Annotated in this window: 26 protein-coding genes; 9 read left to right on the plus strand and 17 right to left on the minus strand. The window is 68.3% G+C overall.

Annotated features, from left to right (window positions below; translation table 11 throughout):
* Positions 1 to 67 precede the first annotated feature (67 nt).
* The 3 genes from GT355_RS05985 to GT355_RS05995 form a co-directional block, all read right to left on the minus strand.
* Positions 68 to 2479: an amino acid permease gene (locus GT355_RS05985; RefSeq protein WP_160133762.1), complete on the minus strand. Its 2412-nt coding sequence runs from the start codon at positions 2477 to 2479 to the stop codon at positions 68 to 70.
* A gap of 64 nt (positions 2480 to 2543) precedes the next feature.
* Positions 2544 to 3542: a PrsW family intramembrane metalloprotease gene (locus GT355_RS05990; RefSeq protein ID WP_192927970.1), complete on the minus strand. Its 999-nt coding sequence runs from the start codon at positions 3540 to 3542 to the stop codon at positions 2544 to 2546.
* A gap of 111 nt (positions 3543 to 3653) precedes the next feature.
* Positions 3654 to 4982 carry a TIGR00341 family protein gene (locus tag GT355_RS05995; protein WP_160133763.1) on the minus strand — a complete coding sequence of 443 codons (1329 nt, stop codon included), beginning with the start codon at positions 4980 to 4982 and terminating at the stop codon, positions 3654 to 3656.
* Positions 4983 to 5066: 84 nt separating this feature from the next.
* On the opposite strand from GT355_RS05995, the gene engB reads away from it, so the two are divergent.
* Positions 5067 to 5684 (plus strand): GTP-binding protein EngB, encoded by a 618-nt coding sequence (gene engB / locus GT355_RS06000; RefSeq protein WP_160133764.1) that lies wholly within the window; start codon positions 5067 to 5069, stop codon positions 5682 to 5684.
* A gap of 433 nt (positions 5685 to 6117) precedes the next feature.
* The gene (locus GT355_RS06005) at positions 6118 to 6564 is read left to right on the plus strand and encodes a DUF5799 family protein (protein ID WP_160133765.1); all 447 of its coding nucleotides are present in this window, start codon (positions 6118 to 6120) and stop codon (positions 6562 to 6564) included.
* Here GT355_RS06005 and GT355_RS17980 read toward each other — a convergent pair.
* The 9 genes from GT355_RS17980 to GT355_RS06045 form a co-directional block, all read right to left on the minus strand.
* Positions 6561 to 6707 carry a DUF7557 family protein gene (locus GT355_RS17980; protein WP_192927971.1) on the minus strand — a complete coding sequence of 49 codons (147 nt, stop codon included), beginning with the start codon at positions 6705 to 6707 and terminating at the stop codon, positions 6561 to 6563. The genes GT355_RS06005 and GT355_RS17980 overlap by 4 nt on opposite strands.
* Positions 6708 to 6745: 38 nt before the next feature.
* Positions 6746 to 7720: an isocitrate/isopropylmalate dehydrogenase family protein gene (locus GT355_RS06010; RefSeq protein ID WP_160133766.1), complete on the minus strand. Its 975-nt coding sequence runs from the start codon at positions 7718 to 7720 to the stop codon at positions 6746 to 6748.
* Positions 7713 to 8339: a 3-isopropylmalate dehydratase small subunit gene (leuD, locus tag GT355_RS06015; protein ID WP_160133767.1), complete on the minus strand. Its 627-nt coding sequence runs from the start codon at positions 8337 to 8339 to the stop codon at positions 7713 to 7715. Before leuD ends, GT355_RS06010 begins: the two co-directional genes overlap by 8 nt.
* The gene (gene leuC / locus GT355_RS06020; RefSeq protein WP_160133768.1) at positions 8336 to 9757 is read right to left on the minus strand and encodes a 3-isopropylmalate dehydratase large subunit; all 1422 of its coding nucleotides are present in this window, start codon (positions 9755 to 9757) and stop codon (positions 8336 to 8338) included. Before leuC ends, leuD begins: the two co-directional genes overlap by 4 nt.
* Positions 9754 to 10053: a DUF7989 family protein gene (locus tag GT355_RS06025; RefSeq protein WP_160133769.1), complete on the minus strand. Its 300-nt coding sequence runs from the start codon at positions 10051 to 10053 to the stop codon at positions 9754 to 9756. The genes leuC and GT355_RS06025 overlap by 4 nt, the downstream gene beginning before the upstream one ends.
* Positions 10050 to 11093: a ketol-acid reductoisomerase gene (ilvC, locus tag GT355_RS06030; RefSeq protein WP_160133770.1), complete on the minus strand. Its 1044-nt coding sequence runs from the start codon at positions 11091 to 11093 to the stop codon at positions 10050 to 10052. The genes GT355_RS06025 and ilvC overlap by 4 nt, the downstream gene beginning before the upstream one ends.
* Positions 11086 to 11733 carry an acetolactate synthase small subunit gene (gene ilvN, locus GT355_RS06035; RefSeq protein WP_120075229.1) on the minus strand — a complete coding sequence of 216 codons (648 nt, stop codon included), beginning with the start codon at positions 11731 to 11733 and terminating at the stop codon, positions 11086 to 11088. The genes ilvC and ilvN overlap by 8 nt, the downstream gene beginning before the upstream one ends.
* On the minus strand, positions 11730 to 13526 hold the full coding sequence (gene ilvB, locus GT355_RS06040) for a biosynthetic-type acetolactate synthase large subunit (protein WP_160133771.1): 1797 nt from the start codon (positions 13524 to 13526) through the stop codon (positions 11730 to 11732). The genes ilvN and ilvB overlap by 4 nt, the downstream gene beginning before the upstream one ends.
* A gap of 364 nt (positions 13527 to 13890) precedes the next feature.
* A complete protein-coding gene (locus tag GT355_RS06045) occupies positions 13891 to 15135 on the minus strand; it encodes a LeuA family protein (protein ID WP_160133772.1) in 1245 nt (414 codons plus the stop codon).
* A gap of 213 nt (positions 15136 to 15348) precedes the next feature.
* On the opposite strand from GT355_RS06045, the gene GT355_RS06050 reads away from it, so the two are divergent.
* From GT355_RS06050 to GT355_RS06070, 5 genes are all read left to right on the plus strand, one after another.
* Positions 15349 to 16332, plus strand: a complete 984-nt coding sequence (locus GT355_RS06050) for a bile acid:sodium symporter family protein (RefSeq protein WP_160133773.1) — start codon at positions 15349 to 15351, stop codon at positions 16330 to 16332.
* Positions 16333 to 16369: 37 nt separating this feature from the next.
* Entirely contained in the window at positions 16370 to 16663 is a 294-nt protein-coding gene (locus GT355_RS06055) for a DUF5779 family protein (RefSeq protein WP_120071258.1), read from the plus strand.
* A 67-nt stretch (positions 16664 to 16730) separates the two neighbouring features.
* Positions 16731 to 17450, plus strand: a complete 720-nt coding sequence (locus GT355_RS06060) for a hypothetical protein (protein WP_160133774.1) — start codon at positions 16731 to 16733, stop codon at positions 17448 to 17450.
* 87 nt (positions 17451 to 17537) lie between these two features.
* Positions 17538 to 18215, plus strand: a complete 678-nt coding sequence (locus tag GT355_RS06065) for a hypothetical protein (protein ID WP_160133775.1) — start codon at positions 17538 to 17540, stop codon at positions 18213 to 18215.
* Positions 18216 to 18252: 37 nt separating this feature from the next.
* Positions 18253 to 18675, plus strand: coding sequence for a JAB/MPN domain protein-containing protein (locus GT355_RS06070; RefSeq protein WP_160133776.1), 423 nt, complete (start codon positions 18253 to 18255; stop codon positions 18673 to 18675).
* Here GT355_RS06070 and GT355_RS06075 read toward each other — a convergent pair.
* On the minus strand, positions 18663 to 18872 hold the full coding sequence (locus GT355_RS06075; RefSeq protein ID WP_007693818.1) for a ribbon-helix-helix domain-containing protein: 210 nt from the start codon (positions 18870 to 18872) through the stop codon (positions 18663 to 18665). The genes GT355_RS06070 and GT355_RS06075 overlap by 13 nt on opposite strands.
* A gap of 78 nt (positions 18873 to 18950) precedes the next feature.
* Between GT355_RS06075 and GT355_RS06080 the strand changes: the two genes are divergently transcribed.
* Entirely contained in the window at positions 18951 to 19271 is a 321-nt protein-coding gene (locus tag GT355_RS06080; RefSeq protein WP_160133777.1) for a DUF5789 family protein, read from the plus strand.
* Here the strand turns inward: GT355_RS06080 and aglJ are convergent.
* Positions 19268 to 20341: an S-layer glycoprotein N-glycosyltransferase AglJ gene (aglJ, locus tag GT355_RS06085; RefSeq protein WP_160133778.1), complete on the minus strand. Its 1074-nt coding sequence runs from the start codon at positions 20339 to 20341 to the stop codon at positions 19268 to 19270. The genes GT355_RS06080 and aglJ overlap by 4 nt on opposite strands.
* Positions 20342 to 20475: 134 nt before the next feature.
* On the opposite strand from aglJ, the gene GT355_RS06090 reads away from it, so the two are divergent.
* Positions 20476 to 21348: a TrmB family transcriptional regulator gene (locus GT355_RS06090; RefSeq protein WP_160133779.1), complete on the plus strand. Its 873-nt coding sequence runs from the start codon at positions 20476 to 20478 to the stop codon at positions 21346 to 21348.
* Positions 21349 to 21357: 9 nt separating this feature from the next.
* Here GT355_RS06090 and GT355_RS06095 read toward each other — a convergent pair whose 3' ends face one another.
* Genes GT355_RS06095 through GT355_RS06105 form a run of 3 tightly spaced genes read right to left on the minus strand, consistent with a single transcriptional unit; the run spans position 21358 to position 25116 of the window.
* Entirely contained in the window at positions 21358 to 22305 is a 948-nt protein-coding gene (locus GT355_RS06095; RefSeq protein WP_160133780.1) for an alkaline phosphatase family protein, read from the minus strand.
* Positions 22306 to 22365: 60 nt separating this feature from the next.
* Positions 22366 to 23619: a sulfatase gene (locus GT355_RS06100; RefSeq protein WP_160133781.1), complete on the minus strand. Its 1254-nt coding sequence runs from the start codon at positions 23617 to 23619 to the stop codon at positions 22366 to 22368.
* Positions 23620 to 23673: 54 nt separating this feature from the next.
* Entirely contained in the window at positions 23674 to 25116 is a 1443-nt protein-coding gene (locus GT355_RS06105; RefSeq protein WP_240145728.1) for a lipopolysaccharide biosynthesis protein, read from the minus strand.
* Positions 25117 to 25154 lie beyond the last annotated feature (38 nt).

The following is a 25154-nucleotide window of genomic DNA, read 5'->3' on the forward strand; positions in this document are numbered from 1 at the left end:
AGCAGTGTTCCCGTGCGGGGCATCGACGACATCGCTCGTCGGTCGGGGTCGGGAGGGCCGAGCCGTCTCAGCGCCAGCGCAGTATCTCGCGGAGGCGCGAGGTGATGTCGAGGTCGCGCTTCGCGAGTATCACCGTGCTCTCGGCACGCTCGCCAACGCGTTCGGGGATCGCGCCGAACACCACCCGTTGGAGGAGTCCCTCCCGGGTCGCGCCGATGATCGTGAGGTCGTGGTTCGCCGACTCCGCCGTGATCGCCCCCACGACGTCGTCGCCCTCGACGACCGTCGCGCCGGCGTCGATGCCCTCGAAGTCGGTCAGCGCCGCGTCGAGCACCGACTCGGCGTCCGCCCGGTCGGTCGCCTCGTCGTTCGGGTCCACGACGCGGAGGAGTTCGACGTGGGCGTCGGTCACGCGGGCGATCGACCGTGCGACCTCGGCCGCGAGGTCGGCGTGCGGGCCGCCCGCGGTCGGGAGGAGGATCGACCCGACGGTGGGCGCGCTCCCGGGGTCGATCCGCTCGACCAGCACGTCGCAGTCGGCCTCCTGGACGACGGTGTCGACGGTGCTCCCGAGGACGACGTCGCGCCGGCGGGCGCGCCAGCCACCCCAGCCCATAAGGACCGCGTCGCTGCCGTACTGTTCGATGGTGTTGAGGATCGCGCGGTCGACCTGGTGGCTGATCCGGACGGTGCCGCTGACCGGGACGTCCCCGCCCTCGCCGCCGTCGGCCATCGCCATCGCCTGGTTGAGCACCTCGCGACGTTCGTCGGTGTACTGCTGGCCCGAGGCGAGCGGGGTCTGTTCGGGGAGGTCCACGACCGAGAGCACCATCACCTCGCCGTTGCGGTCGCGCGCGATGTCGGTCGCGGTTCGCATCAGGCGCTCGACGTTCTCGGGGTTCGCGATCGGCACCACGATCTGGTAGTCGCGGTCGCGGCCCGAGGGGTTCTGCTCGGCGACCGCGGTGGGAGTCTCGCGCTCGATCTCCTCGGTCGTGGGCGCACGGCCCTTCCAAGCGAACCAGAAGGCGATCCCGATCGCCTCCGCGGCGAGGCCGAGTGCGATGGTTTCGAGCCCGAGGCTGACCACCAGCCCGACGTTGGCGATCACGGCGAGCGCGGGGACGTACGGCACCAGCGGCACCCGGAACCCGCGGTCGAGGTCCTCGAACTTCCGGCGCGAGAAGACCACCGCGACGTTCACCGTCGAGAACCCGAGCAGGAGCAGGAAGTTCGCGACACCGGTGATGCTCTCGAGGCCGAGGTGAACCCCGAACAGCGGGAGGTCGGCGAACAGCCCGAACAGCGGGTGCTCGCTCCCGGCACCCGGCACTTCGCCGAAGAAGACGCTGAAGATCAGGATGAAGGTGAAGATGAACCCACCGGTGAGGAGGGTGGCCTTGTACGGCGTGCCGTAGTCGGGGTGGAGGTCCTCGAACTGGCTCGGGAGGTGGTTGCGTCGCGCGAGCGCGAGCTTGACTCGCGAGCCCGCCAGAACCGTTGCGTTCGCCGCACTGAGCATTGAGAAGAGCGCGCCGACGATGACGACGTAGAACCCGATGTTCCCCAGGTAGTACTGGGCGGCGAGCGCCATCGAGACCTCGCCGTTGTTGGCGACGTACTGCGTCGGTGAGAGCCCGCCGAGGTCGGTGTTCTGGGTGAGGAAGGTCAGGAAGTTCCCGTCGTTGATCGCGATCACGATCACCAGCACGACGAGCGCGTAGAGCACCGTCACGAAGCCCATGCTGATGTAGATCGCCCGCGGGATGGTGGTGCCCGGCTTCTTGATCTCGTCGGCGTTGGTGGCGATCGCCGAGAAGCCGATGAAGGTGATGAACACCAGCGCGCTGGTGGCCCCGATCTCGACGACGTTCCCGATGTTCCGTGCGAAGGAGGTCGTGACGACGCCGGCGTCGAACGACCGGAGGCCGCCGTAGAGGAAGAGCACCAGGAGGAGGACCTTCGCCGCGGTGACGACGATCTGGAACTGGCTCGACTCCTCGCTCCCGCGGCTGTTGATGAAGACGAGGAGGCCGAGCACGAGGATACCGGGGATCCAGTAGGGCACCCACTGGGGGATGCCGAAGACGGGGTAGATGAACCGGTAGAACCAATCGGAGAAGGAGGCGAGGTAGAAGGCCGCGCTCGCGGGATAGCCCACGATCATGGTCCAGCCCATGATGTATGTCAGGTTGCTCTTGAAGGTCTCGGAGACGTACATGTAGCCGCCGCCGGACTCGAAGTAGATCGAGGAGAACTCGGCGTAGGCGGCGGCGGTGAAGGCCGCGACGAGCGCCGCGAGCACGAACGAGAGGATCGCGACGGTCCCGACGTTCGAGACCGCGAGCCCCGAGAGCACGAAGATACCCGCGGCGATCATCGTTCCGATGCCGATCGCGAGCGCGCCGAGCAGCCCGATGTTCCGGTCGAGCTCCTCGCCGATCTCCGCGCCGCCCGCCTCCGATGTACCCTCAGCCATTGTGCGTGGGATGGCCGCAGTTTATAAAAAGGCTCATGTTCGTCCCGAACGTGTCGGTACGGGGTCAGTCCTCGAACTCGGTGCGCTCGACGCCGGCGGGAACGCGGCCACCGTCGTTACCGGCCGTCCGATAGGCCGCCCGGTACCGGGCGAGTTTTCGAAAGAGGAAGTAGCCGAAGAAGCCGTCGTAGACGACCACGAACCCGAGCAGTGCGAGGAAGTACGGGACGTCGAGCAGCCCGGCGACGATGCCGGGAACGAACGAGAGGGTGTTGTAGGTGCCGTGGATGAACACCGCGATCAGGAGCCCCTTGACGACGATCGGCCCCGCCCGGTCCGGGTTGAACTTCGCGAGCCCGAGGTAGTAGCCCGAGAACGCAGCGTAGATAACGTGGCCCGGGCCGGCGATCGCCCGGACGGGCGTGATCCCGCCGCCCGCCCCGAGGAGGTTGCTCGCGACCGGCATCCCGACCGCGTTGGTGATGTAGAGTGCGTTCTCGATCGTGGCGAAGCCGAGGCCCGCGACCGCGCCGTAGACCGCCCCGTCGATCACGGCGTCGAACCGCACGCTCCGGAAGGCGTAGAGCCGAACCGCGAGCCACTTCACCGTCTCCTCGATCGGCCCGACCACGAGGTAGTAGAACCAGATCGGGCCCACTATCGGGACGACCGTGAGGATTCGGCTTCCGACGTCGTTGACCACCGCCGCGAACCCGGCGAACAGGACCCCGAGCGCGAACGTTGCCGCGAGCAGCGAGACGGGTTCGGAGGTGATGTCGCTCCGCCAGACGAACACCACCAGCGCGAGCGCGGGGACGACCGAGAGCAGCGTGAAACCGGTGATGACGGGGTTGAAAACCCGCGAGAGGCTGGAGAATTGGATGAACTGGTACAACAACAACAGCGCGACGGCCACGAGGATGAACCGTGCGGTCGCGCTCAAGAAGCGATAGACGAAGACCGCGACACGGTCGAGCGGCGAGCGCACGTCCCACGTCGCGATGTCGTAGAGGTCGCGCGACCCGTCGACGCTCGATTGCACCGGATCCCTACGGCTGGCCATACACCCGTGATGGCACCCGGCGTCTAACCGTTTCCCCTCGTTCCTTCGATCGCCTTTCGAGCGAACGTCCGGACGACTGCGATCCCCCAGCTGGATCGACCACGCTTCGCGTCAGGCCCGTTCGCTTTCGACGTAGCGTATCCTGACGTCGAACGTGCTGACGTTGTGCGACTGGTCGAACGGGAGTGCGGTCGGCTGGACGGTTTGGTTGATCCGCCGCTGGAGGGGTTTCGCGAAGTTCGGGGCCTCGCTCCCGGTTGGCCGACTCAGGGTCACGGTGACGCTGGTGGGCTCTCGCGGCGGGATCGGGTCGTCGTACTCGAACTCGGTGTTCACCAACACGAGGTCCTCGTAGGGCTGTTGGTCGAGGAGGCCGTTGATCTCGCCGCGGACCTCCTCCTCGAACGTCGCGGTTCGATAGGAGTCGTAGGTGACGAGCCCGAGGAACGCCGACAGCACGAGGACCGCGACGACGAGCGTCCCGACGCGTTTTCGGGTCGCGTTCTGGGCGGCGTCCGCCTGGAACCAGTGGTCGGGTCGATACCCCATATACCAGAGCACGACGAGGGCGCTGAGGTTGATCGAGAGGGTGTTGATGAGGACGATCACGGTCGCGCTGAGCACGGGGCTCGGCAGCCCCCACGCGATCCCGATACCGATCACCCCGAGGGGCGGCACGAGCGCCGCGGCGATCATCACGCCGACGAGTGCGGCCGAGACACCGGTCGCGAGGCTCACGCCACCCGCGACGCCCGCACCGAGGGCCACCACGAGCGCGAGCAGTCCCGGCGACGTTCGGATGCTCACCTGCTGGATCGAGAGGACGTCCGTTCCCGGCGGGGCGAGGTTCGTCGCCCGGATGAACGCCGCGAACAGGGTCGCCGCGATGACGGCCACGACGAGCCCGAGCGTCTGGAGTTTGACCCCGCGACGGAACATGTCGTGGTCGTCGACCACGGTGCCGACCGAGGTGGCCATCGCCGGACCGATCAGCGGGGCGATGACCATCGAGCCGACGATGATCGCCGCGTCGTTGAGGAGGAGCCCGGCCGTGGCGACGAGCGCGCTCACGACGGTCATCACCAGGAACGGACCGACGTTGGGGGCGAGATCCTGGGCACGGCTGTGGATCTCCTCGCGCGCGATGCGGTTCTCGCTCTCGCCGTTCTCCTCGTACCGTTTCTCCAACTCGTCGAACCGCCGGGAGACCACGGTTTCGGCGTCGAGGACGATGGTGTAGGCGTCGTCGTCGATGCCCGTCTCCCGAAGCCGGTCGAGGACGGGTTCGACCGCGCCGGTCGGCAGCGGGAAGTGGACCACGCCGGTGAACTCCCGGCCGCTGGTCTCCTCGGTGAGCACGTAGTCGATACCCTCATCGTCGAGTTCGCCCAACACGGCCTCGCGTTTGCCCGCCGGGATCGTCACTTGGACGAGTCGCACATCCGTCCGTCTCGGGGGGTCGACAAATACCCCCCGATCGCGCGGAGCCGACGGGGATTTACCCGCCGGCGGTCGAGACGGTGTATGTTCGAGGGACGACCCGACCGGAGCGCCGAAGTGGTCTTCTGCGGCCGTTCGAACGTCGGGAAGTCCACGATCCTCCGCGAGCTCACGGGCCACGACTTCACGACCGGGAAGAAACCGGGCGTCACGCGCTCGCCCGGCCACTACGACTGGGTCCCCGAGGACTTCGTGCTCACGGACCTCCCGGGCTTCGGGTTCATGTCCGGGGTTCCGGAGGAGGTCCGCGAGCGGATCAAGACCGACGTGGTGCGCTACATCGAGGACCACGCCGACGAGATCCTCGTGGGCGTGCTCGTCCTCGACGGCAAGAGCGCCGTCGACATCATCGACCGTCACGCCGACCGCGGCGAGGTCCCCCACGACGTCGAACTGTTTCACTTCCTCCAGGACGTCGGGATCCCGACCGTAGTCGCCGTCAACAAGATGGACAAGGTCGACGACCGCGACGAACGGCTGAACGCGGTCTGCGACCGGCTCGGTCTCCCGTCGCCGTGGCAGCAATGGCAGGACACCATCGCCCCCGTCACCGCCAAACGCGGGTCGATCACGCCGCTCACCGAGGCGGTCCGCACCCACCTCCACGACCAGCGCCGGGATGATTTGTTGAAGTTCTTCTAGAACCCACCTTTTGCTGCGCTCACTTCGTTTGCTGGCAAAATGTGGATCAAAAGCGCGTCGGGTTCCCGATGGTCACCCTCGCGCCCGCTCGCTCCCTCCGGTCGCTCGCGGTACAACCACTAGCACCTCCGCGACCGCAACCGCCCCACACAGCACCACCGAAGCCCTCACCGCGCGCTCCTTTCAGTCGCTACTCGCTCCCTCCGGTCGCTCGCGCGCCTCGCCCTTCATCCCACACAGCACCACCGAAGCCCTCACCGCGCGCTCCTTTCAGTCGCTACTCGCTCCCTCCGGTCGCTCGCGCGCCTCGCCCTTCATCCGCCAGGCCCGCACCGCTACCACAGCAGCACCGCGACCGCACCGCATAGCCGCCGCACCGCGGCCGCGCCGGGCGGCGGAAAGCCTGATACCACCGGCCCGCGAAGGCCGACTCATGAGCACGCGCGCGTGGGGCGACATGATAGCCGGCGACCGGATGGCGGTCGACCGCGAGTTCGAAGGCGAGATCGAAGAGTCCGAGTTCAATCGCCAGCAGTGGGGCCTCGTCATGACCGCCGTCGAGTTCGAGATCGAGAACCCCGAGGACCCCGACCGGGCACGGCTCGTCGCTGACACCAGCAAACTCGGGCACGTCATGGGCGAACTCGACAACCTGGACTCACCGAACGCGATGGGCGGCGGTGGCGGGAGCGGAAACGGCGGATCGGGCGGCGGGGTCGTGGATTCGATCAAGAGTTCGCTCGGACTTGGCGGCGGTGGCGGGAACGGCGGGCGGCGCGCGGCGGCCGCGGAGCTCACCGAGCGCTACGCAGAGCAGCTGCAGGCCCACCTCGAAAGCAACGGGAAGTGGGAGCGCGTTCGAACGGCCGCCGCGAATTAAGGACTGCCGCCGCGGAACAGGGTCCGCTCCTCGGTCTCGTAGATGTTGATGAGCTCGGTGACGATCTCGTTGTAGCTCTCCTCCTCGACGCGAAGTCGGTCGAGTCGGTCGACGGTCTCCTCGTCGAGTTCGATCTCGGGCATACTCGGGGGATCACGCGCGACCGGCTTAACCTCGACGGTCAGAGCCGGTCGAGCAGCGCCCGCTCGACGTCCTCGGTGGTGGCCTCACCACCCAGGTCGGGCGTCCGCGGCCCGTCGGCGAGCACCTCCAGCACGGCCTGCCGGACCCGTTCTGCGCCCTCGTCGTGGCCCAAGAACTCACAACACATCGCGGCGCTCGACACCGTCGCGACGGGGTTCGCGACCCCCTCGCCAGCGATGTCGGGTGCGGTGCCGTGGACGGGTTCGAACAGCGCGCGCTCCTCGCCGATGTTCGCCGACGGCAACAGTCCGAGCCCGCCGACCAACCCAGCCGCGAGGTCCGAGAGCACGTCGCCCGCGAGGTTCGGACAGACCACGATGTCGAACGCCGACGGGCTGAGACAGACCTGCGTCGCGAACGCGTCCATCAGCACCTCGTCCGTGGGGACCCCCCGCTCCTCCGCGACGTCGAGTACCGCTTCACGGAACCGGCCGTCCGTCTCGCGCATCACGTTGGCCTTGTGCGCGACGGTGAACTCGCCACCGCCATCCGCAACGTAGTCACACGCGAACTCGGCGAGCCGCCGTGAGGCTGAATCCGTGACGACGCGCGTCAGCGTCGAGAGGTCGTCCGAGAGCCGGTTCTCGTGGCCGGCGTAGACGCCTTCGGTGTTCTCACGGAGGAAGACGATATCCGTCTCGGGCCGGAGCGCGTCGACGCCCGGATACGCCCGCGCCGGGCGGACGTTCACGAACGACTCGACCGCCGCCCGCAGGGGGAGGATGACGTCCGCGGCGGTCTCGCCCGCCGCCCCGAACAACGTCGCGTCGCTCCCCTCGACCGCTCGCCGGGTCTCGGCCGGCAGCGCCTCGCCGGTCTCCGCTTGCACTGCGTCGCCCGCGTCGTACTCCTCGAACGCGAACTCGCCGACCTCGTCGAGCACGGACACGGCCACCGGCACGACCTCCTGGCCGATCCCATCGCCCGGGATCACCGTGATGGTGTCAGTCATCGTCGGCGAGGTACGGCAGTGAGTTCGCGGTGTCGGCGACGGCACCCGAGTTGGACTTCATCAGCGCCGTGGTGTCCCAGACGCCGTCGACCAGTGCCCGTCGTTGGGCGTCCTCGACGGTGACGGCGACTTCCTCGTCGCCGTAGCGAACGACCTCCTCGGCCACGTCGATGTCGATCTCCCCATCCGGATTCGCGTCGATCCACTCCTGGATCGCCGTGACGGTCTCGTGGTCAGCGGTCACGGTGGGGATCCCGAGCGCGAGGCAGTTCCCCGCGAAGATCTCGGCGAAACTCTCGCCGATCAACGCGTCGATCCCCCAGCGCATCAGCGCCTGCGGGGCGTGTTCGCGCGAGGAGCCACAGCCGAAGTTGGCGTTGACAGTCATGATCGAGGCGTCCCGATACCGATCCTCGTTCATCGGGTGGTCCTTCTCGTTGTCGTCGTCGTCGAAGCGCTGGTCGAAGAAGGCGAACTGACCGAGGCCGTCGAAGGTGACGACCTTCATGAACCGCGCCGGGATCACCTGGTCGGTGTCGATGTCGTTCCCGCGGATCGGGATGCCGGTCCCCGAGACCCGCTCGACGGTCTCGACACCCGCGTCCTCTTCGGCACTCATCGGACCGCCACCTCCGGGAGCTCGCGAACGTCGGTCACCTCGCCGGTGACCGCCGCCGCCGCGACCATCACGGGGCTCATCAGCACCGTCCGCCCCTCCTTCGAGCCCTGCCGGCCCACGAAGTTCCGGTTCGACGAGCTCGCACACGCCTCGTCGCCTTCTAACTGGTCTTCGTTCATCCCGAGACACATCGAACAGCCAGCCCCGCGCCAGTCGAAGCCCGCCTCGGTGAATATTTCATCCAAGCCTTCGTCCTCGGCGGCGGCCTTCACGCGCTCGCTACCGGGGACGACCATCGCACGAACGCTGGGGTCGACCTCGCGACCCTCGACGACCGCCGCCGCGTCCCGGAGGTCGGGCAGGCGCGCGTTGGTACACGACCCCAGGAAGGCGACGTCGATGTCGTAGCCCTGCATGGTCTCGCCGGGCGTGACCCGCATGTGCTCCTGGGAACGCCGTGCGGTGTCCTGCTTGTCCGCGGGGAGGTCCTCGGGCGCGGGGATCGGTTCGGAAATGCCGATGCCCTGGCCGGGTGTCGTCCCCCACGTCACGACGGGTTCGATCTCGTCGCCGTCGATGGTGACGACGTCGTCGTACTCGGCGTCCGCATCCGACCGGATCGACTCCCAGTACACCTTCCGTCGTTCGAATTTTTCAGGACTATCGGCGAACGCGTCGGTCTCCCGGAGCCACTCGTAGGTGGTCTCGTCCGGGTTGACGTAGCCCGCGCGCGCGCCACCCTCGATAGACATGTTACAGATACTCATCCGGCCCTCCATCCCGAGGCTCTCGATGGCGGATCCCCCATATTCGTAGACGTAGCCAACGCCGCCCTCGACGCCGAGCCTCCGGATGATGGTCAGTATCACGTCCTTCGCGCCGACGTGGGAGCCGAGTTCGCCCGTGACCTCGATCTTCCGGACCTGCTTCTTGTCCATCGCGATCGTCTGGGTCGCGAGCACGTCCCGAATTTGGGAGGTGCCGATCCCGAACGCGAGCGCGCCGAACGCGCCGTGGGTCGAGGTGTGCGAGTCGCCGCAGACCACCGTCATTCCGGGTTGGGTGAGCCCCTGCTCCGGGCCGATGACGTGGACGATGCCCTGGTTCCCGCTTCCGGGGTCGTCGAAGACGATCCCCGAGTCGCGAACGTTCTGCTCCAACTCGCTCATCATCTCCTCGGCGGCGTCGTCGCCGAAGGGTCGGGACTGGTCCGCCGTGGGAACGATGTGGTCGACCGTCGCGTGCGTGAGCTCGGGATAGGCGACTTCGAGGTCGCGCTCGCCGAGCATCCCGAACGCCTGCGGGCTGGTGACCTCGTGGATGAGGTGGAGACCCACGAACAGCTGCGTCTGGCCGGTCGGGAGTTCGGTGACGGCGTGCTCGTCCCAGACCTTGTCGTAGAGGGTGCCCCGACTCATCGATCGCCGTCGCGGCCCTCCCGACCACGCTCGAACACCCGATTCGCGTCGGCGTCGTTCGGCGGCTCGTGGTCGACGTCCTTCATCCGTACCTCCTCGTCCTCGTCGGCGTCCGTCTCCGCCGTTTCCTCGGTTTCCGCCGCGTCGGCCTCGCGCCCGCCGTCGGCCGCGACGACCGGGCCGCGGGCGAACACGACCTGGTCGCCGAACGGCCGGCCGGTGTCGGGGTGGGTGTGGTCGACGTTCTTCATCGCTCGGTTCCGTGCTTCGCTTCGGTTTCGGTTGGTGTCGTTCATACCTGTACTCGCTCCTCTTCGGTCTCGCTCGTCTCCTCGTCCTCGGTGTCGGCCCACGCGAACAAACCACGAAGACGTTCACCGACTTCTTCGATCTCGTGGTTCTTCTCCGCGGTGCGGAGCTGGTTGTAGGACGGCCGGTTGGCCTGATTCTCGGTGATCCACTCGCGGGCGAACTCGCCCTGCTGGACCTGTTCGAGCACCGTCTCCATGTTCTCGCGGGCGTGGTCGTCGACCACGACGTCCCCGCGGGTCAGTCCCCCGAACTCGGCGGTGTCACTCACCGAGTCCCACATTCCGCCCATCCCACCCTCGTACATCAGGTCGACGATGAGCTTCATCTCGTTGAGACACTCGAAGTAGGCCATCTCCGGCGAGTAGCCCGCGTCCACGAGGGTCTCGTAGCCCATCTTGATGAGTTCGGTGACGCCACCGCAGAGCACCGCCTGCTCGCCGAACAGGTCGGTCTCGGTCTCCTCGCGGAACGAGGTCTCGATGACGCCCGCGCGGGTGCAGCCGATGGCCTGACCGTAGGCGAGCGCCTCGTCCCACGCTTCGCCGGTCGAGTCGCGGTAGACCGCCAGCAGTCCGGGGGTACCCTCGCCGCGTTCGTAGTCCCGACGCACGATGTGACCTGGGCCCTTCGGCGCGATCATCGTGACGTCGACCCCCTCGTCGGGTTCGATCTGCCCGAAGTGGATGTTGAAGCCGTGGGCGAACTGGAGGGTGTCGCCCTCGTCGAGCTCGCCCCTGATCTGCTCGTAGAGGTCGGGCTGGACGGTGTCCGGCACGAGCACCGAGACGATGTCCGCCTGCGCGGCGGCGTCCACAGGGGTGGCTACGTCGAGGCCGTCCTCGCGGGCGGCGTCGCGCGAACTCGACCCCTCGCGGAGCCCCACCACCACGTCGACCCCGCTGTCGTTGAGGTTCTGGGCGTGGGCGTGGCCCTGCGAACCGTAGCCCATGACGGCTACGGTCTTCCCGTCGAGTGCGGTGCTGTCGGCGTCGTCGTCGGTGTAGATGGTTGCGTTCTCAGTCATCGTTGGTTTCGGGTTGGGTCTGCATTCGTTCGTACCGTTCCTCCTCTGCGTAAGTGGTCCACTCGCCGCCGCGCGCGAGCGCGGTCTGTCCGGTTCGAGCGAGTTCGCGGACCCCGAACTGCTGGTAGGCGTCGATCGCGTCGTCGATCTTCCGCTCGTCGCCGGTGATCTCGATCGTGATGGTGTCCCGGCCCGCGTGGAGCGTCGTCCCGCCGTACATCTCGGTGACGGCGTGGACCTTGTCCGGCTCCTCGCCGTGGACCTTCAGGACCACCAGCTCGCGACCCACGGCGTCGTCGCCGAGTTCGCGCACCGAGATCACGTTGACCAGCTTCGCGAGCTGGGTCTCGACCTGCCGGATCCCGGGTTCGGACTCCTCAATCACGACCGTCACCCGCGAGGTCTCGGGGTTCGTGGTCGTCCCCACGGTGAGCGATTCGATGTTGAACTGTCGGCGCGAGACCAGTCCGGAGATCTTCGCCAGCACGCCGGGTTCGTTCTTCACCAGCGCCGAGAGCACCGTGCGGCGGGTGTCGGGTTCGGCCTCGGTCTCGGGGTCGATCCGGATCCCCTGGCCGTTTCGCCGTCCCGTCGGATGGGGGCGTTCCTCGGGCGCAGGTCCCTGGAGACCGTCCCTCATAGCTGCTCCTCCGCCAGAACGAACTGGCCGTTCGCCCCGCCGCTCGGGACCATCGGGTAGACATTCTCGTCGGGGTCGATGTGGGCGTCGACCACCGAAGGGCCGTCGTAGGCCAGCGCCTCGGTGATGACGTCCTCGACCTCGTCGTCGCCCTGCATCCGGAAACCGCGCGCGCCGAAGGCCTCGGCGAGCGTGGCGAAGTCGGGCATCCAGGGATATTCCGAGGCCATCCGGCGGCCCTCGAAGAAGCCGTCCTGCCACTGGCGCACCATCCCGATGCCCTCGTTGTTGAGCACGAAGACGGTGATGTCGAGGTTCTCGCGAACCGCGACCGCGAGCTCCTGGAGCGTCATCAGGAAGGAGCCGTCGCCGTCGAAACAGACGACCGACTGGTCGTCGTCGGCGGCGACGCGCGCCCCGATCGCGGCGGGGAGCCCGTAGCCCATCGTTCCGAGGCCGTGGGAGGAGACCCACGTCCGCGGCTGGGTGTAGGTCCAGTACTGGCAGGCCCACATCTGATGTTGGCCCACCCCGGTGGTCACGATGGTGTCGTCGGCCGTCGCCGCGTCCACCGCCTCGACCACGAACTGGGGTTTCAGCGGTGCGTCCTCGGGCGCTGCGTAGTCCATCGGGTAGTCCGTCTTCCACCCCTGGCACTGCTCGCGCCACTCTCCGAACCGTTCGCCGGTGGCCGCCATGTCCGCCGCCCGCTCGTCGGCGAGCGCCTCGCCCACCTGTTCGATGACGGTGCCGGCGTCGCCGAGCAGCGGGTGGTCGGCGTGGACGTTCTTCGATATCTCGGCGGCGTCGATGTCGGCGTGGATGACCTGTGCCTCGGGCGCGAACGTCTCGACCCCACCGGGGAGGCGGTCGTCGAAGCGCGTCCCGACCGCGAACAGCACGTCACAGTGGGTGATCGCCATGTTGGCGTAGCCCGTCCCGTGCATCCCCGCCATCTCCAGAGCGAGCTCGTGGTCCTCGGGGAACGCGCCGATCGCGGGCATCGTCGTCACCACCGGAATTCCATATTCGGTGGCGAACTCCCGCAACTCCGAACTCGCCTCGCCCTTGATGACGCCGCCGCCCGCGAGGATGACGGGCTTCTCCGCGCGTGCGAGCACGCCCGCGGCCTCCTCGACCGCGCTCTCGTCGGCGGCCTCGGGCGGGTTGTACGTGTCGGGCGTCCGACCGTCGCCGGGTTCCGTCTCCGTCGGTCCCGTCGTGATGTCCTTCGGGAGGTCGACGAGGGTCGGGCCCTGTCGGCCCGCGCCGGCGAGCGCGAACGCCTCACCGACCGTATCGCCGATCGAGTCGGCGGAGTCCGCGAAGTAGTTCTCCTTCGTGACCGGCGCGGTCACGCCCGTCGTATCCGTCTCCTGGAAGGCGTCACTGCCGACCATGTCCGAGGGGACCTGCCCGGTGAGCGCGATCATCGGGTCCGAGTCCATCGAGGCATCGGCGATCCCCGTGACCAGATTCGTCGCGCCCGGCCCCGAGGTCGCGAGACACACACCTGGCTCGCCCGAGACGATCCCGAAAGCGTCGGCGGCGTGGGCCGCGCCCTGCTCGTGGGCCATCGTGATGTGGGTCATCTCGGCGTCGTAGAGCGCGTCGTAGACCGGCATGATCGCGCCGCCCTGGACCCCGAAGAGCTGTTCGACGCCCGCCCGTTCGAGCGCCCGCACGACCGACTCCGCGCCGGTCGTCACGGGTGTTCGTTCTTCCTCGTTGGCTCGGTCGGCGGCCGGTTCGGCCTCGTCCGCCGCGCGCTGGGAAGGCTGGCCTTCACTCATGGTTCGTCCCCCCGTTAGTGGGGTTCGGTGGTCGATACCTCAGTGCGGTCGGTCGCTGTGTGGGCTGCGGGTTTCGGTCTGTCATGTGGTCGGTGGGTGTCGCGGGTGCTGGTCGCTGTGTGGTCGATTCAGGGGTCGGGGGAAGGAGGTGCGTAGGGGTTATACCCCTACAATAATCGACTCGCGAACACCCGCCGCGTCGCTCGGGACTCGTGGATCCCCAGCGGCCGTCGGTCGGGTCGTCATACCCGGTCCATTCGGTCGGACGGTAATAACCCTTCCGTGGCGTGCAAACGTTGCACGAACCTCGGGGCGATCTCGAGACCCGCGACTCAGGGGTGGGGGCGTTCGGGGCGGGCATGGCTCAGGCGTTGACCTCCGCGCCCTCGCTCTCGTGGTCGATACCGACCTCGCGGGCGAAGCGTTCGAGCACGCTCATCGTCACCCGCTCCTTCTCGGCCCCGAAGTCCTTGACGCGACGCGTGCACTCGCGTACCTCGTCGTCGGTCGGCGAGTAGCCCGCTTCGACCAGCCGCTCGCGCACCGAGTGGGTGCCGGTGTGTTTGCCCAAGACGAGTTCGCGGCTCGCGCCGACCATCTCGGGGGTCATCACGCCGGGCTCGAACGTATCGGAGTTCTCGATCACGCCCGCGGCGTGGATCCCCGATTCGTGGCTGAAGGCGTTCTGCCCTACTACTGGTTTGTTGCCCGGCGTCTCGATGTCGCTCGCGGCCTCGACCAGCCGCGAGAGCTCGGTGATCCGCGTCGTGTCGATACCGGTGTCGACGTCGTAGAGCGACTCGATCGCCATCACGACCTCCTCGTAGGCGGCGTTGCCGGCGCGCTCGCCGATGCCGTTCACGCTGACTTGGGCCTGTGCCGCACCCGCCTCGAAGCCCGCGAGCGCGTTCGCGCTCGCCAGCCCGAAGTCGTCGTGGGTGTGGACGTCGACCTCGGCGTCGGCGTGCGCGCAAACGTCGGCGATCAGTTTCCCGAATCGAGTGGGTGTGGCGACCCCGCAGGTGTCGGGGACGTTGATCCAGTCCGCGCCCGCCGCCGAGGTAGCCTCGACGACGTCCCTGAGGTACTCGGGATCGGTTCTGGTGGCGTCCATCGGCGAGAACATCACCTCGACGCCCGCCTCGGCCGCGCGCTCGACCGCGTTCACCGACCGTTCCTGCATCTCCGCGCGGTTCGAGTGCATCGCGTCCTCGAGCTGGATGTCGCTCGTCGACGCGAAGACGTGGACCATCTCGACGCCGGAGTCCAGCGCCGCCTCCACGTCCTTCTCGACCACGCGGGCCAACCCGCAGGTGGTTACGTTCGTGCTCTCGGCGATGTCGCGCACCGCCTCGAACTCCGCATCGGAGTTCACAGGAAAACCCGCCTCGATGACGTGGGTTCCCATCTCGTCCAGCACCGCCGCTATCTCGCGCTTGTCGTCGTAGCTGAACGAGGTGCGTGGCGATTGCTCTCCGTCACGGAGCGTCGTGTCGAAAATCCTCGCTCTGTCGAACTCAGTCGTATCTCCCAGGGTGCCCTGGAAGAACTCGACCCGCCGGGGTGTCCGACGAAGCCTCCGTGTCCGCGTTGTGGTAAGCCATTGCAATCCTCACGAGGCCGATGTAGCATATAAGTCTGGCGTTCCGTACTGGGGTTCGTCGGAAAACCGCCCCGAAATCGACGATCATAAACCGTGATGGTGGGGACGGGTCGCCGAGTACCCGACACCAAACCTTTTGATCCGGGCCGTGCAGGCACGGGACATGGATGGCCGGATGCGAACGACGGACACGCCCGGACCGAGCCGGGCGGCAGCGGTATGACCGTTCTCGACGGTCTCGAACGCGTCGGCGACCTCGCGAGCACCTACTTCGTGGTCTGGATCCTGGCCTTCGCGGGTGCGGCGCTCGTCACCCCCGACTCGTTCACGTGGATCACGCCGTACATCACGCCGCTGCTGGGGGTCATCATGCTCGGGATGGGACTCACGCTCCGTCCGGTGGATTTCGAGCGGATCGCCGAGCGCCCGCGCGACGTCGCCGTCGGCGCGATAGCCCAGTGGGTCGTGATGCCGGTCGCGGCGTGGGTTCTCACCGTCGTCCTCTCCCTGCCGCCCGCGCTCGCGGTCGGCGTGATACTCCTCGGGGCAGCCCCCGGCGGGACGGCCTCGAACGTGATGACCTATCTCGCCGACGGTGACGTGGCGCTCTCGGTCTCGATCACGACCGTGACGACGCTCGCCGCCCCGGTCGTGATGCCGGCGTGGGTTGTCGCGCTCGCGGGCGAACAGTTGCAGGTCACCTTCGCCGAGATGTTTTCGAGCATCGTGCAAGTCGTGCTGATCCCCGTCGTCGCGGGGTTCGCTCTTCGACTCCTCCTCGACCGCTACGCGCCGCGGGTCGCCGAGGCCGGCCTGAACGTCTTTCCCGCGGTCAGCGTGGTCGCCATCGTCGCCATCGTGGCCGCGGTGGTCGGCGCGAACGTCTCGAACATTCTGGGGGCCGGTCTGGTGGTCTTCGTCGCGGTGGTCGCCCACAACGCGGTCGGTCTCGGGGCGGGCTACGGCGTCGGCCGCGCGACCGGCATGAGCGAGGACCGGGTTCGGGCGTGTACCTTCGAGGTCGCCCTCCAGAACAGCGGGCTCGCGGTGGCGCTCGCGACGGCCTACTTCAGCCCGCTCGCCGCGCTCCCGCCCGCGCTGTTCAGCGTCTGGCACAACATCTCGGGCCCCGCGGTCGCGACCTACTTCTCGCGTCGGTCGGGGACCGCTCGGACGGACGCGACCCCGACGGGCGACGACTGAAGGGAGGGTTTTTGCGTGCCGACGATGAGGGGCGGATATGAGCGATTTCGACCTGGACCTGCAGGCCATCGAAGGCGAGATCGACGAGGCGGACGGCGCGGCGACGCGGGTCGTCCTCGGCGTGCTCGACGGCGGAACCCCGAAGTCCGAGTGGGTCGCCGAGATCGAGTCGGGCGGCGTGCTCGTACTCGCGGTCGAGGGCGACCTCAACCGGCTCGCCGGCGGTTTCGCGCGCGACGTCCGCGAGCTCGGTGGCGAACTCATCCACTTCCGGCAGTTCCTGATCGTGACCCCGCCGGGCGTCAGCATCGACACCGATCGATTGGGATAGCCCGACGGCCGCGTCGCCCTCGCCGGACGGACGGAACCATTATTCGGCCGACGCGTGTATCCGGCCCATGGATCTCCGAGACCGGGTAGCGGAGGCGAGGGACACGGCTACGACGACCGCCTCCGGTGCCAAAGAGACCGTCTCCGAGAAGGCCGGCGAGGCGAGAGGACGAGCCTCCGACGCCACGGGAACGGCTTCGACCGTGGTCTCGACGGCGACCCAGGCGGTTTCGGGGAGGGCCGACGACGCAAGAGGCCGTATCACGGCGCGGCTTCCCGACCGGCTGGTCGACGGTTCGGTCGTGCGCGAGCGGGTCGGGAACGGACCATCCGTCCACCGGTTGACGTCGGTGTCCTACGAACGGTTCGCGTTGCCGGACGTCCGCGTGCGACCGGCCCTCGAACGGGGTGGCGACAGGGCCGCCACCGTCGCGCGGGAAGCCGACTTCCGACGGGTGTTCCGGTTCGGGAAGGACGGGTTCGCGTACGGGAAGACGGTCGGTGACTACGTTCCCGTCGTCGGGAGCTACCTCCCCTACCTCGGGTTCGCGACGGGCATCGGTGTCGGCGTGCTGGACGACATCGACGTCCTCACGGCCGACGCGGTCGCCGAGCTCTCCGCGTCGCTCTCGGAAGCGCTGGAGCAGGTCGTTCGAAGCGACGGCGGGGACCCCAGCGAGCGCCCGGTCACCGACGCCGTTGCGGACCCCGTGTCCGAAAAACGGGGGGCGGGCGGACCGCAGGAGCTCCTGGAGATGGACTACGAGGAGTTCGCCGGCAAACGGTAACATCGACGCCCCGGAGGGCCCCGGCCACCCCAAAACGGGCATCCTCGCCACCGACGGCCTCATCCCACGCGCCCCCGAAGGTGACGTATGCCGATGAAAGGTTCCGGCCGGGCGAGCTACGAGGAGATCGACCGGTTCGACGGCGGCGTTGGCTGGCTCGCCTACCCGGACGAACGCATGGAACGCGCGAGCCACGCGCTCACGACCGACGAGGGTGTCTGGCTGGTCGATCCGGTGGACACCGAGGGGCTCGACGACCTGCTCGCCGCGGAGGGCGAGGTCGCGGGCGTCGTGATCCTGCTCGACCGCCACAAGCGCGACGCCGCAACGATCGCGACCAGACACGACGTCTCGGTCCACATCCCGTCGTGGATGGCGGGCGTCGCCGACGACATCGAGGCCTCGGTCGAGCGGTTCTCCGGCGAGCTCGGCGGAACGGGCTATCGCCTCCGGATGGTCGCGACCCCGCTCTGGCAGGAGGCGCTGCTCTACAACGAGGACGAGGGAACCCTGGTGGTTGCGGAGGCGGTCGGCACCTCGGAGTACATGCGAACCGGCGACGAGCGCCTCGGGGTCCACCCGATGCTCCGCCTCCTGCCGCCCCGCCGGTCCTTCCGGGACCTCTCGCCCGACCGGGTCCTGCTCGGTCACGGGGCCGGCGTCCACGACCACGCGAGCGCGGCGCTCTCCGCGGCGCTCTCGGGATCCCGTCGGCGCGCACCTGCGCTGTACGCGAAGGCCGTACGGCTGTTCCTCCCCGGATGACCGCTGGAGTACTGGCTGCCGACGGTCGGACCGGCCGATGAGGACCGTCCACGCGACCCGCGGGCTGGTCGACGGGCTGCTCGATTTCGCACGCGAGGCAGAACCCGAAGCGGTGACGATCCCGCTCGCGACCACGCTCGCGGGCGAGTTCGCGCCCGACCTCCCGCCCGAGACGCCCGTCTTCACGCACTTCTACTTCCCGGAGGCCGGCGGTGCGGTCTCGGCGGTCTTCGGTGTCGACCTCGGGGTTCCGGCCGGCCAGACCCAGGGGCGGTTCGTCTCACATCCCCAGGGGAGACTCGAACTCACCAAGGCCGACGACCTCCACGGGACGGTCTTCGTCGCGGTCGCGCCGTGGGAGCGGGCGTCGCTCGCGGCCTTCGGGCGCGACGGACGAAAGAAGTCGCTCGAACTCGTCGACACCGACCCGCCCGCGGAGTCCGTGGATCAGCCGAGGTAGCCGAGGTCCCGGAGCTGGTCGGTTATCTCGTCGAACTCCGCCTCGGTGAGCTCGCCCTGTTGTTGGTGCTGGATCACGATGCTTCGGAGCAGGAAACGAACGAGGTCGCTGGTGCTCGAAAAGCTGGTGCCCTCGATGGTCTCCTCGACCCGGTCGGCGAGGTCCTTCGGGATCGAGACGGTGGTGTAGTCGGTCATAGTAGGAGAAACACAGCCCGTCGGATAGTCGTTGTGCACTGTCCGCAGGGTTTTCGTCGCCCGAGCCGTACGGCAGGTATGGCCGCGCGCCCGCCCCAGGACGACCCCGCTGAACCCGACGCCATCACGTTCGGGATCGCCGCGCTCGACGGTCGCCTCGCCGAGGCCGACCTCACCTACCCGACGGACGCCGCGACGGTCGTCGAGACCCTCGGCGACCCCGAAATCCCCTACGACCCCGCCGGCCAGTCGATCCCGCTCTCGACGGCACTCGACGAGGCGGGTCCAACTCAATTCGAGGACGAGAACCGGTTGCTCGACGCCCTCCACCCCGTCTTCGAGGAGCGCCGGCAGTCCGCGTCCACGGGCTTGCTGGCGCGGCTCCGGGCGCTGTTCTAGTCGCGCTCCGCGCCGACGCGTTCGGCTGGTGGATCGGCGGACGGGTCGCGCTTCGGTGACCGGTCCGGCTCGTCGGCCGATCCGGCCCGCTCCATCGAACTGCCGGGCCGGCGGTAGTCCGTCCGCGGGCGGTCGGTCGCCTCCCGGTCGAGCAGCGCCTCGAACCGTCGGGTCTGTTCGCGGTTGATCGCGAGGATCATGTCCGAGAGCACGCCGAAGATCACCAGTTGGACGCCGACGATGATGGCGAAGGCCGCCGCGACCGCGAGCACCTCGTGGGAGACCCGGAGGGTGACCCACTCGACGAAGACGTAGGCCGCGACGGCGACCCCAGCGATCCCCGAGAGCACGCCTGCGCTCCCGAAGTAGAAGAGCGGGTTGTTGGTTTTCGCCAGCCGGTAGAGCGTGAGGAGGATCTTCGCGCCGTCGCGGACGGGTCTGAGGTTGGTCTCGGAGTTCTCGGGGCGGGCGTGATACTCTATCGGTACTACCGTGAGGGGAACCCCGTGTTTGACGCACTCGACGGCGAGTTCGGTCTCGATACCGAAGCCGTCCGAGCGCGGGTCACACTGCTCGAACGACTCGCGAGTGAACGCGCGGTAGCCGCTCAGCACGTCGCCGACGTCGCGACCGTGGATCGAGCGGAACGCCCGGTTGATCAGCCGGTTCCCGACGCCGTTGAACCGGGTCATCGCGCCGTCGGCCATGTCGGCGTAGCGGTCGCCGACGACGTGGTCGGCTTCCCCGGTGAGGAGGGGTTCGAGGAGCGCGTCGGCGTCGGCCGGACGGTACGTGCCGTCGCCGTCGAGCATCAGGAGGTAGGGAGCCGTCGAGCGCGCGACGCCCTCGCGAACCGCCTGGCCCTTGCCGGTGCCCCGCCCTTGTCCGGACTGCTCGACGACGCGCGCGCCGTTCTCGCGTGCGATCGCGACCGTGTCGTCGGTCGAGTGGCCGTCGACCACGAGCACGTCCTCGAACCCCCGTTCGCGGAACTCGCCGACGACGTCGCCGATCGTCGCGGCCTCGTTGTAGGTCGGGATCAGCACGCAGACGTCGCCGCGGTCGACCATTTCACCCACGTCGGCGACCCACGCGCAAAACCCTTCGGACTCGGTCGAACGCCGTCTCGAAGCCGCTTCCGACGGGGACCACCCCTGCCGACGAATGACAGCGCGTTTAGGGGCCTGGCGACGAAGGGGCGGGTATGAGCGACCCGACGGGGACCCTCGCCGACCTGGGTCTCACGGAGTACGAACGGCGGGCGCTGGCCGAGCTGTTCGAGCTCGGTCGGACCACCGCGCCGACGCTCGCGGGAGCGACCGGGGTGCCGAAGGCTCGTATCTACGGGGTGTTGGAATCGCTCTCCGACCAGGGCTTCGTCGAGGTGATACCCGGACGGCCGAAGGAGTACCACGCCCGGTCGCCGGCGGAGGTGCTCGACCGGGCGACCGAGAATCGCCGTCGGGAGTACGAGGCCTTCCGCGAGGAGGTCGAGGGGTCGCGCGAGGCCTTCCTCGCGGAGTTCGGCCCGCGATACGACGACGCGGTCGAGAGCCGGGACGACGAGCTGTTCTCGGTCGTGGACGTCGGCGAGCCGAGCGAGGCCGAGGCGCGCCGGCTCTACCGTACCGCCGAGACGGAGGTCCACGTCATCACGACGAGCTTCGAGTACCTCCCGACCGTCGAGACCGCGCTCGAAGAGGCCCTCGACAGGGGGATCGCGGTCCGGGTGCTCATGCTCCACCCCGACCACGTCCCGGGCGGGGAGCGCTCGCCCGCGGAGAAACGCGAGGTACAGGCCGGGATCGTCGACCGCCTCGCGACGGCGTACCCGGCGGTCGAGATCCGCTTTTCGACCGGCAAACTCCCGTGGCGCGGCACGTTCCGCGACCCGAGCGTGGCCTACGACTCGGGCGAAGCGGTTCTGCTCGTCGAGGAGAACGACGTCCCGAACGCGATCCGACAGGCCGCCGTCACGAGCAACGGCTCGTTCGTCGCCGGTCTCGAACGCTACTTCGAACTGATCTGGGAGTACGAGAGCTTGGCCGAGTACCCGGACCCGTCGCCGTCGAACTGACCCGGGTGACTACGTCCGTTCGTCCTCGGTGTAGCCGAGCGCCGCCAACCGCTCCTCGACCGCCGACGACGTTTCGCCCGACCCTTCATCCGCCGGTCGCGGGTCGGGCTCGCGGGTGTGGCGGTCGGTCGCGCTCGTCACGAACCACGGTACCTCGCGAAGAACGCTGAGAGGAACGTTCGGGTGGCCGTAGATACCCCACTCGCCCGCCGCGTTGCCGTGGTCGGCGGAGATAGCTACCCGGTCGGCATCGAGGTTCTCGAGGAGGACGGCCACGTCGTCGAGGACGTATCGAAGGTTCGCGGCGTAGGCGCGCCAGACTTCTCGCCGCGTGAACTCGCCGCGCCGGAGACCCTGCCAGGCCATCTCGCGACCGTCGCGCCATTCGTCGAGGGTCGAGACGTCGCCGAGCGGCCGCGGCACGCTCGGGAAGTGCGGTTGCATGTAGTGGACGATGAGCCGACCATCCGAATCGAGGTGGTCACGGCCCGCCCGGATCGCCCGGTCGGTGACGGTTCGTGCGGGCACGATCCCGACCCCGTCGTCCCAGCCGTCGCGCCAGACCTCGTCGAGGACGCGGAACCAGTCGGCGTCGAGGTACTGGTGCGTGAACGGGTTCGCACTGACGTGGACGGTGTCCGCCATCTCCTCTTCGTACCCATCGGAGAACGTCCGCTCCAGCCACTCGTAGGAGGTCGACCCTGGCGAGCGGTGGATGCCGGGTGAATCGAGGAAGTCGTAGGCCGGCGCGACCCCGCGCATGAGGTCGGCCCGGCAACCGTCGAGGATCAGGAGGGCGTCCCAGTCGCGGTCGTAGACGTTCACGCCGGGCTCGACGAAGCGGTCCGCCCGCCGGAGCGCACCGACCCGGAGTTCGTAGGCGCTCTCGTGGACGCCGGCCATCCCATCGCGGGCGACTCGCGCCCGGGTTTCGTCGATCCAGTCGGCGAGCGTCATCGTCTCGACAACCTCGATCCACTCCCAAAGGTCTGTCGGGGTCGGTTCAAGGGGACCAGTTCAGCGGTAGCCGAGCGCGCGGAGCCGGTCGTCGATCGCGAGGCGTTCGGTGGCGACGCCCTCGGACTCGGGGAGTCGGCTCGCGAGCGCGCGTAGACGATGGGGGTCGGGGTCGTCGGCCGGCGCGCGCTCGGCGGGGTCGGCGACGAGGTCGTAGAGTTCGGGGTCCCAGTCGCGGTTCGGGTACTCGACGTACTTCTCCGTCGAGGTTCGAAGGGCACGAACCCAGTTCTGCTTCCCGCGGAGCGCCGCGCCGCAGGCCCGGATGTAAGCCTCGCGGTCGTCGATTCCTTCGTCCGTCGGATCGCGCAGCGACTCGCCGTCGATACTCGCCTCCCAGTCGAACCCGAGCGCGTCGAGCAGCGTCGGGAAGGTGTCCACTTGGCGACAGACAGCGGTCTCGCGACCCGGTTCGATGTCGGGCCCCGAGAGGACGAGTGGGACGTTCGCGACGTGGTCGAAGACCGTCTCGCCGTGACCGTTCTCGACGAAGTGGTCGTGGATCGGTGCGGGTGCGAGGCTCTCCGTGAGGCGGTCGAGCCCCCGTTCCATCCTCCGAGTATCGACGCCGAACTCGTAGCGGACCTTGTCACGAGCGCGCTTCGTGACCCGGCGGAGGGGGTTGTGCCGCCACGTGATGCTCTCGCCGTGGTCGCCACAGAGCGCGACCACCGTGTTCTCGGGAACCGATTCGAGGAGGCGTTCGAGATGCGAGTCGAGCGCCGAGAGCGCGCGTTCGTAGGGCCAGCGACCGTACTCCTCGCTGTCGAAGTTCGGTGGAACCGTGATGGGTTCGTGGAGCTCCCAGAGGTGGAGATAACAGAAGGCGGGCTCCTCGGCTGCGAGCCGCGTTTCGAGTCCGGTCGGCTCCCAGCCGTCGAACAACGACTCGGTGTTCTCGCGGTAGCGGTAGGTGTCGAACCCCCGGTCGAGGTCGGTGTCGGCCACCAGCGGGCCGGTGACGAACGCGGTGGTGTCGTAGCCCGCCGCGGAGAGTCGTTCGGCCAGCGTCGAGACGTCGGGCGCGAGTCGGGCCTCCCGGAGCGAGCGGACGCCGTTTCCCTCGGCGTAGCGGCCAGTCATCATGCTCGCGACACAGGGGGTCGTCGTGGTGGCCGACGCGAAACAGTTGGCGTACGAGCGCCCACGCGCGACGAACGAGTCGAGAAACGGGGTCTCACCCCAGCTGTCGTCGATCGCGTCGCCGCGCAGACAGTCGACACAGAGGAGAAGCAGGTTCGGCGTGTCGGGCATCGAGTTGGTGTGGGTTGCGGAGGGGCGGGCTTCAAAACATCGATGGAAGCGGGCTCAGGGGATGGGGAGGTTCCGCCGAACCGTGGCGCGAAACCGGTTCGAGAGCCCGACGAGCCCGACGAAGTAGACCGCCCCGCCGAACGTGACTAGGCCGACCGTCCACGGCACGCCGGCGGGTGCGGGGCCGCGGGCCGCGAGAACCACGACGCCCATCGCGACGGCGGCGACGGCCTGGTTCGCGAGTTCGCGGGCGGGTATCGGAACGGCGATGACCTTTCGGAGTAGGGCGTAGCCGAGGACGAGTCCTACCGCCGCCGAGGTCGTGGTGGCGACCGCCGCGCCGAGCCAGCCGAAGGCGTAGACGAGACCGAGGTTGAGGACGAGGTTGGTGGCGACGAAGACCACGTTGACCCGGAAGGCGGCGTCGGGGCGGTCGACGGCCGCGAGGACGTTGGTGAGCTGGGACTCGTAGACGTAGAGCAAGCGCCCCACGACGAGCACGACGAGGACGGCGTAGCCCCGGGCGAACTCCCCGCCGTAGATCGCGAGCACCCGGTCGCCGACGACGAGACAGCCGACGAGGCCGGGCACCACGAACAGCCCCGAGAAGGCGATCGAGTCGTCGATCAGCCCACGGATCGCCTCCCGGTTCTCGGCGCTCGACAGCCGGCTGATAGCGGGAAAGAGCGTGGTGCTCACCGACGCGCCGAACACCGCGAGGATCGAGGCGAGGTTCCAGGCGACCTCGTAGATCCCGATCCGGCTCGAACTCACGGCAAAAATTGGAATCGCGAGCACGAGGGTGTCCATCGAGGCGAAGGTCCGTGATTCGAGCCCCGAGAACCACGAGTACTTGGCGTAGTCGAGCATGCTCGCGACCTGTGCGCGGGTCGGGAGCCGCGGTCGGAGACCGAGCAGTGCGATACCCACCATGCCCGTGACGAATTCCGCCGCCGCGAATCCCGTCAGGAGCCACTTGACCGTGCCGAGGCCAACGACCACGACCCCGATCTGGAGGAGGCCGCGAAGCAGGCGGTCGAACGGCCCGAGGAGCGAGGAGAGGTCTACTCGATGGCGGCCTTCGAGCGCGGCCCGGACCTGCCAGACGAGGAGTCCAGTGAAGAGGAGGACGACCAGGAGAATCGCGGCGTCGGTCCGGAGATAGTCGTTGACCGGGCCGCGGAAGATCAGGATCGCCGCCGCGAGGAGGACGAACGCGAACGTCTGCAGCGAGAGCCCGCCGCCGAAGAAGTTCGCCTCGTCGGAGCCCTCGCTGATGCGCTTTCGGGTCGCCATCTGGATGCCCTGGCCGCCGAGGACCTTCCCCCAGACCACGACGGCCGCGACGAGGTAGTACTCCCCGAGCACCGCGCTCCCGAGTTCGCGCGCGAGGTAGATCGTCACCACGAAGCCGAAGACCGAGGTCGCGACCTCCGAGACGAAGTTGACGACGGAGGTCTGGCCGATCCGCATCAGCGACTCACGGGACCCACCCACGCGTCCCTGGGTTGGAGGATCGCGGGGGAGACACGCGC

This window comes from Halococcus salsus (genome assembly GCF_009900715.1).
GTDB lineage: Archaea > Halobacteriota > Halobacteria > Halobacteriales > Halococcaceae > Halococcus > Halococcus salsus.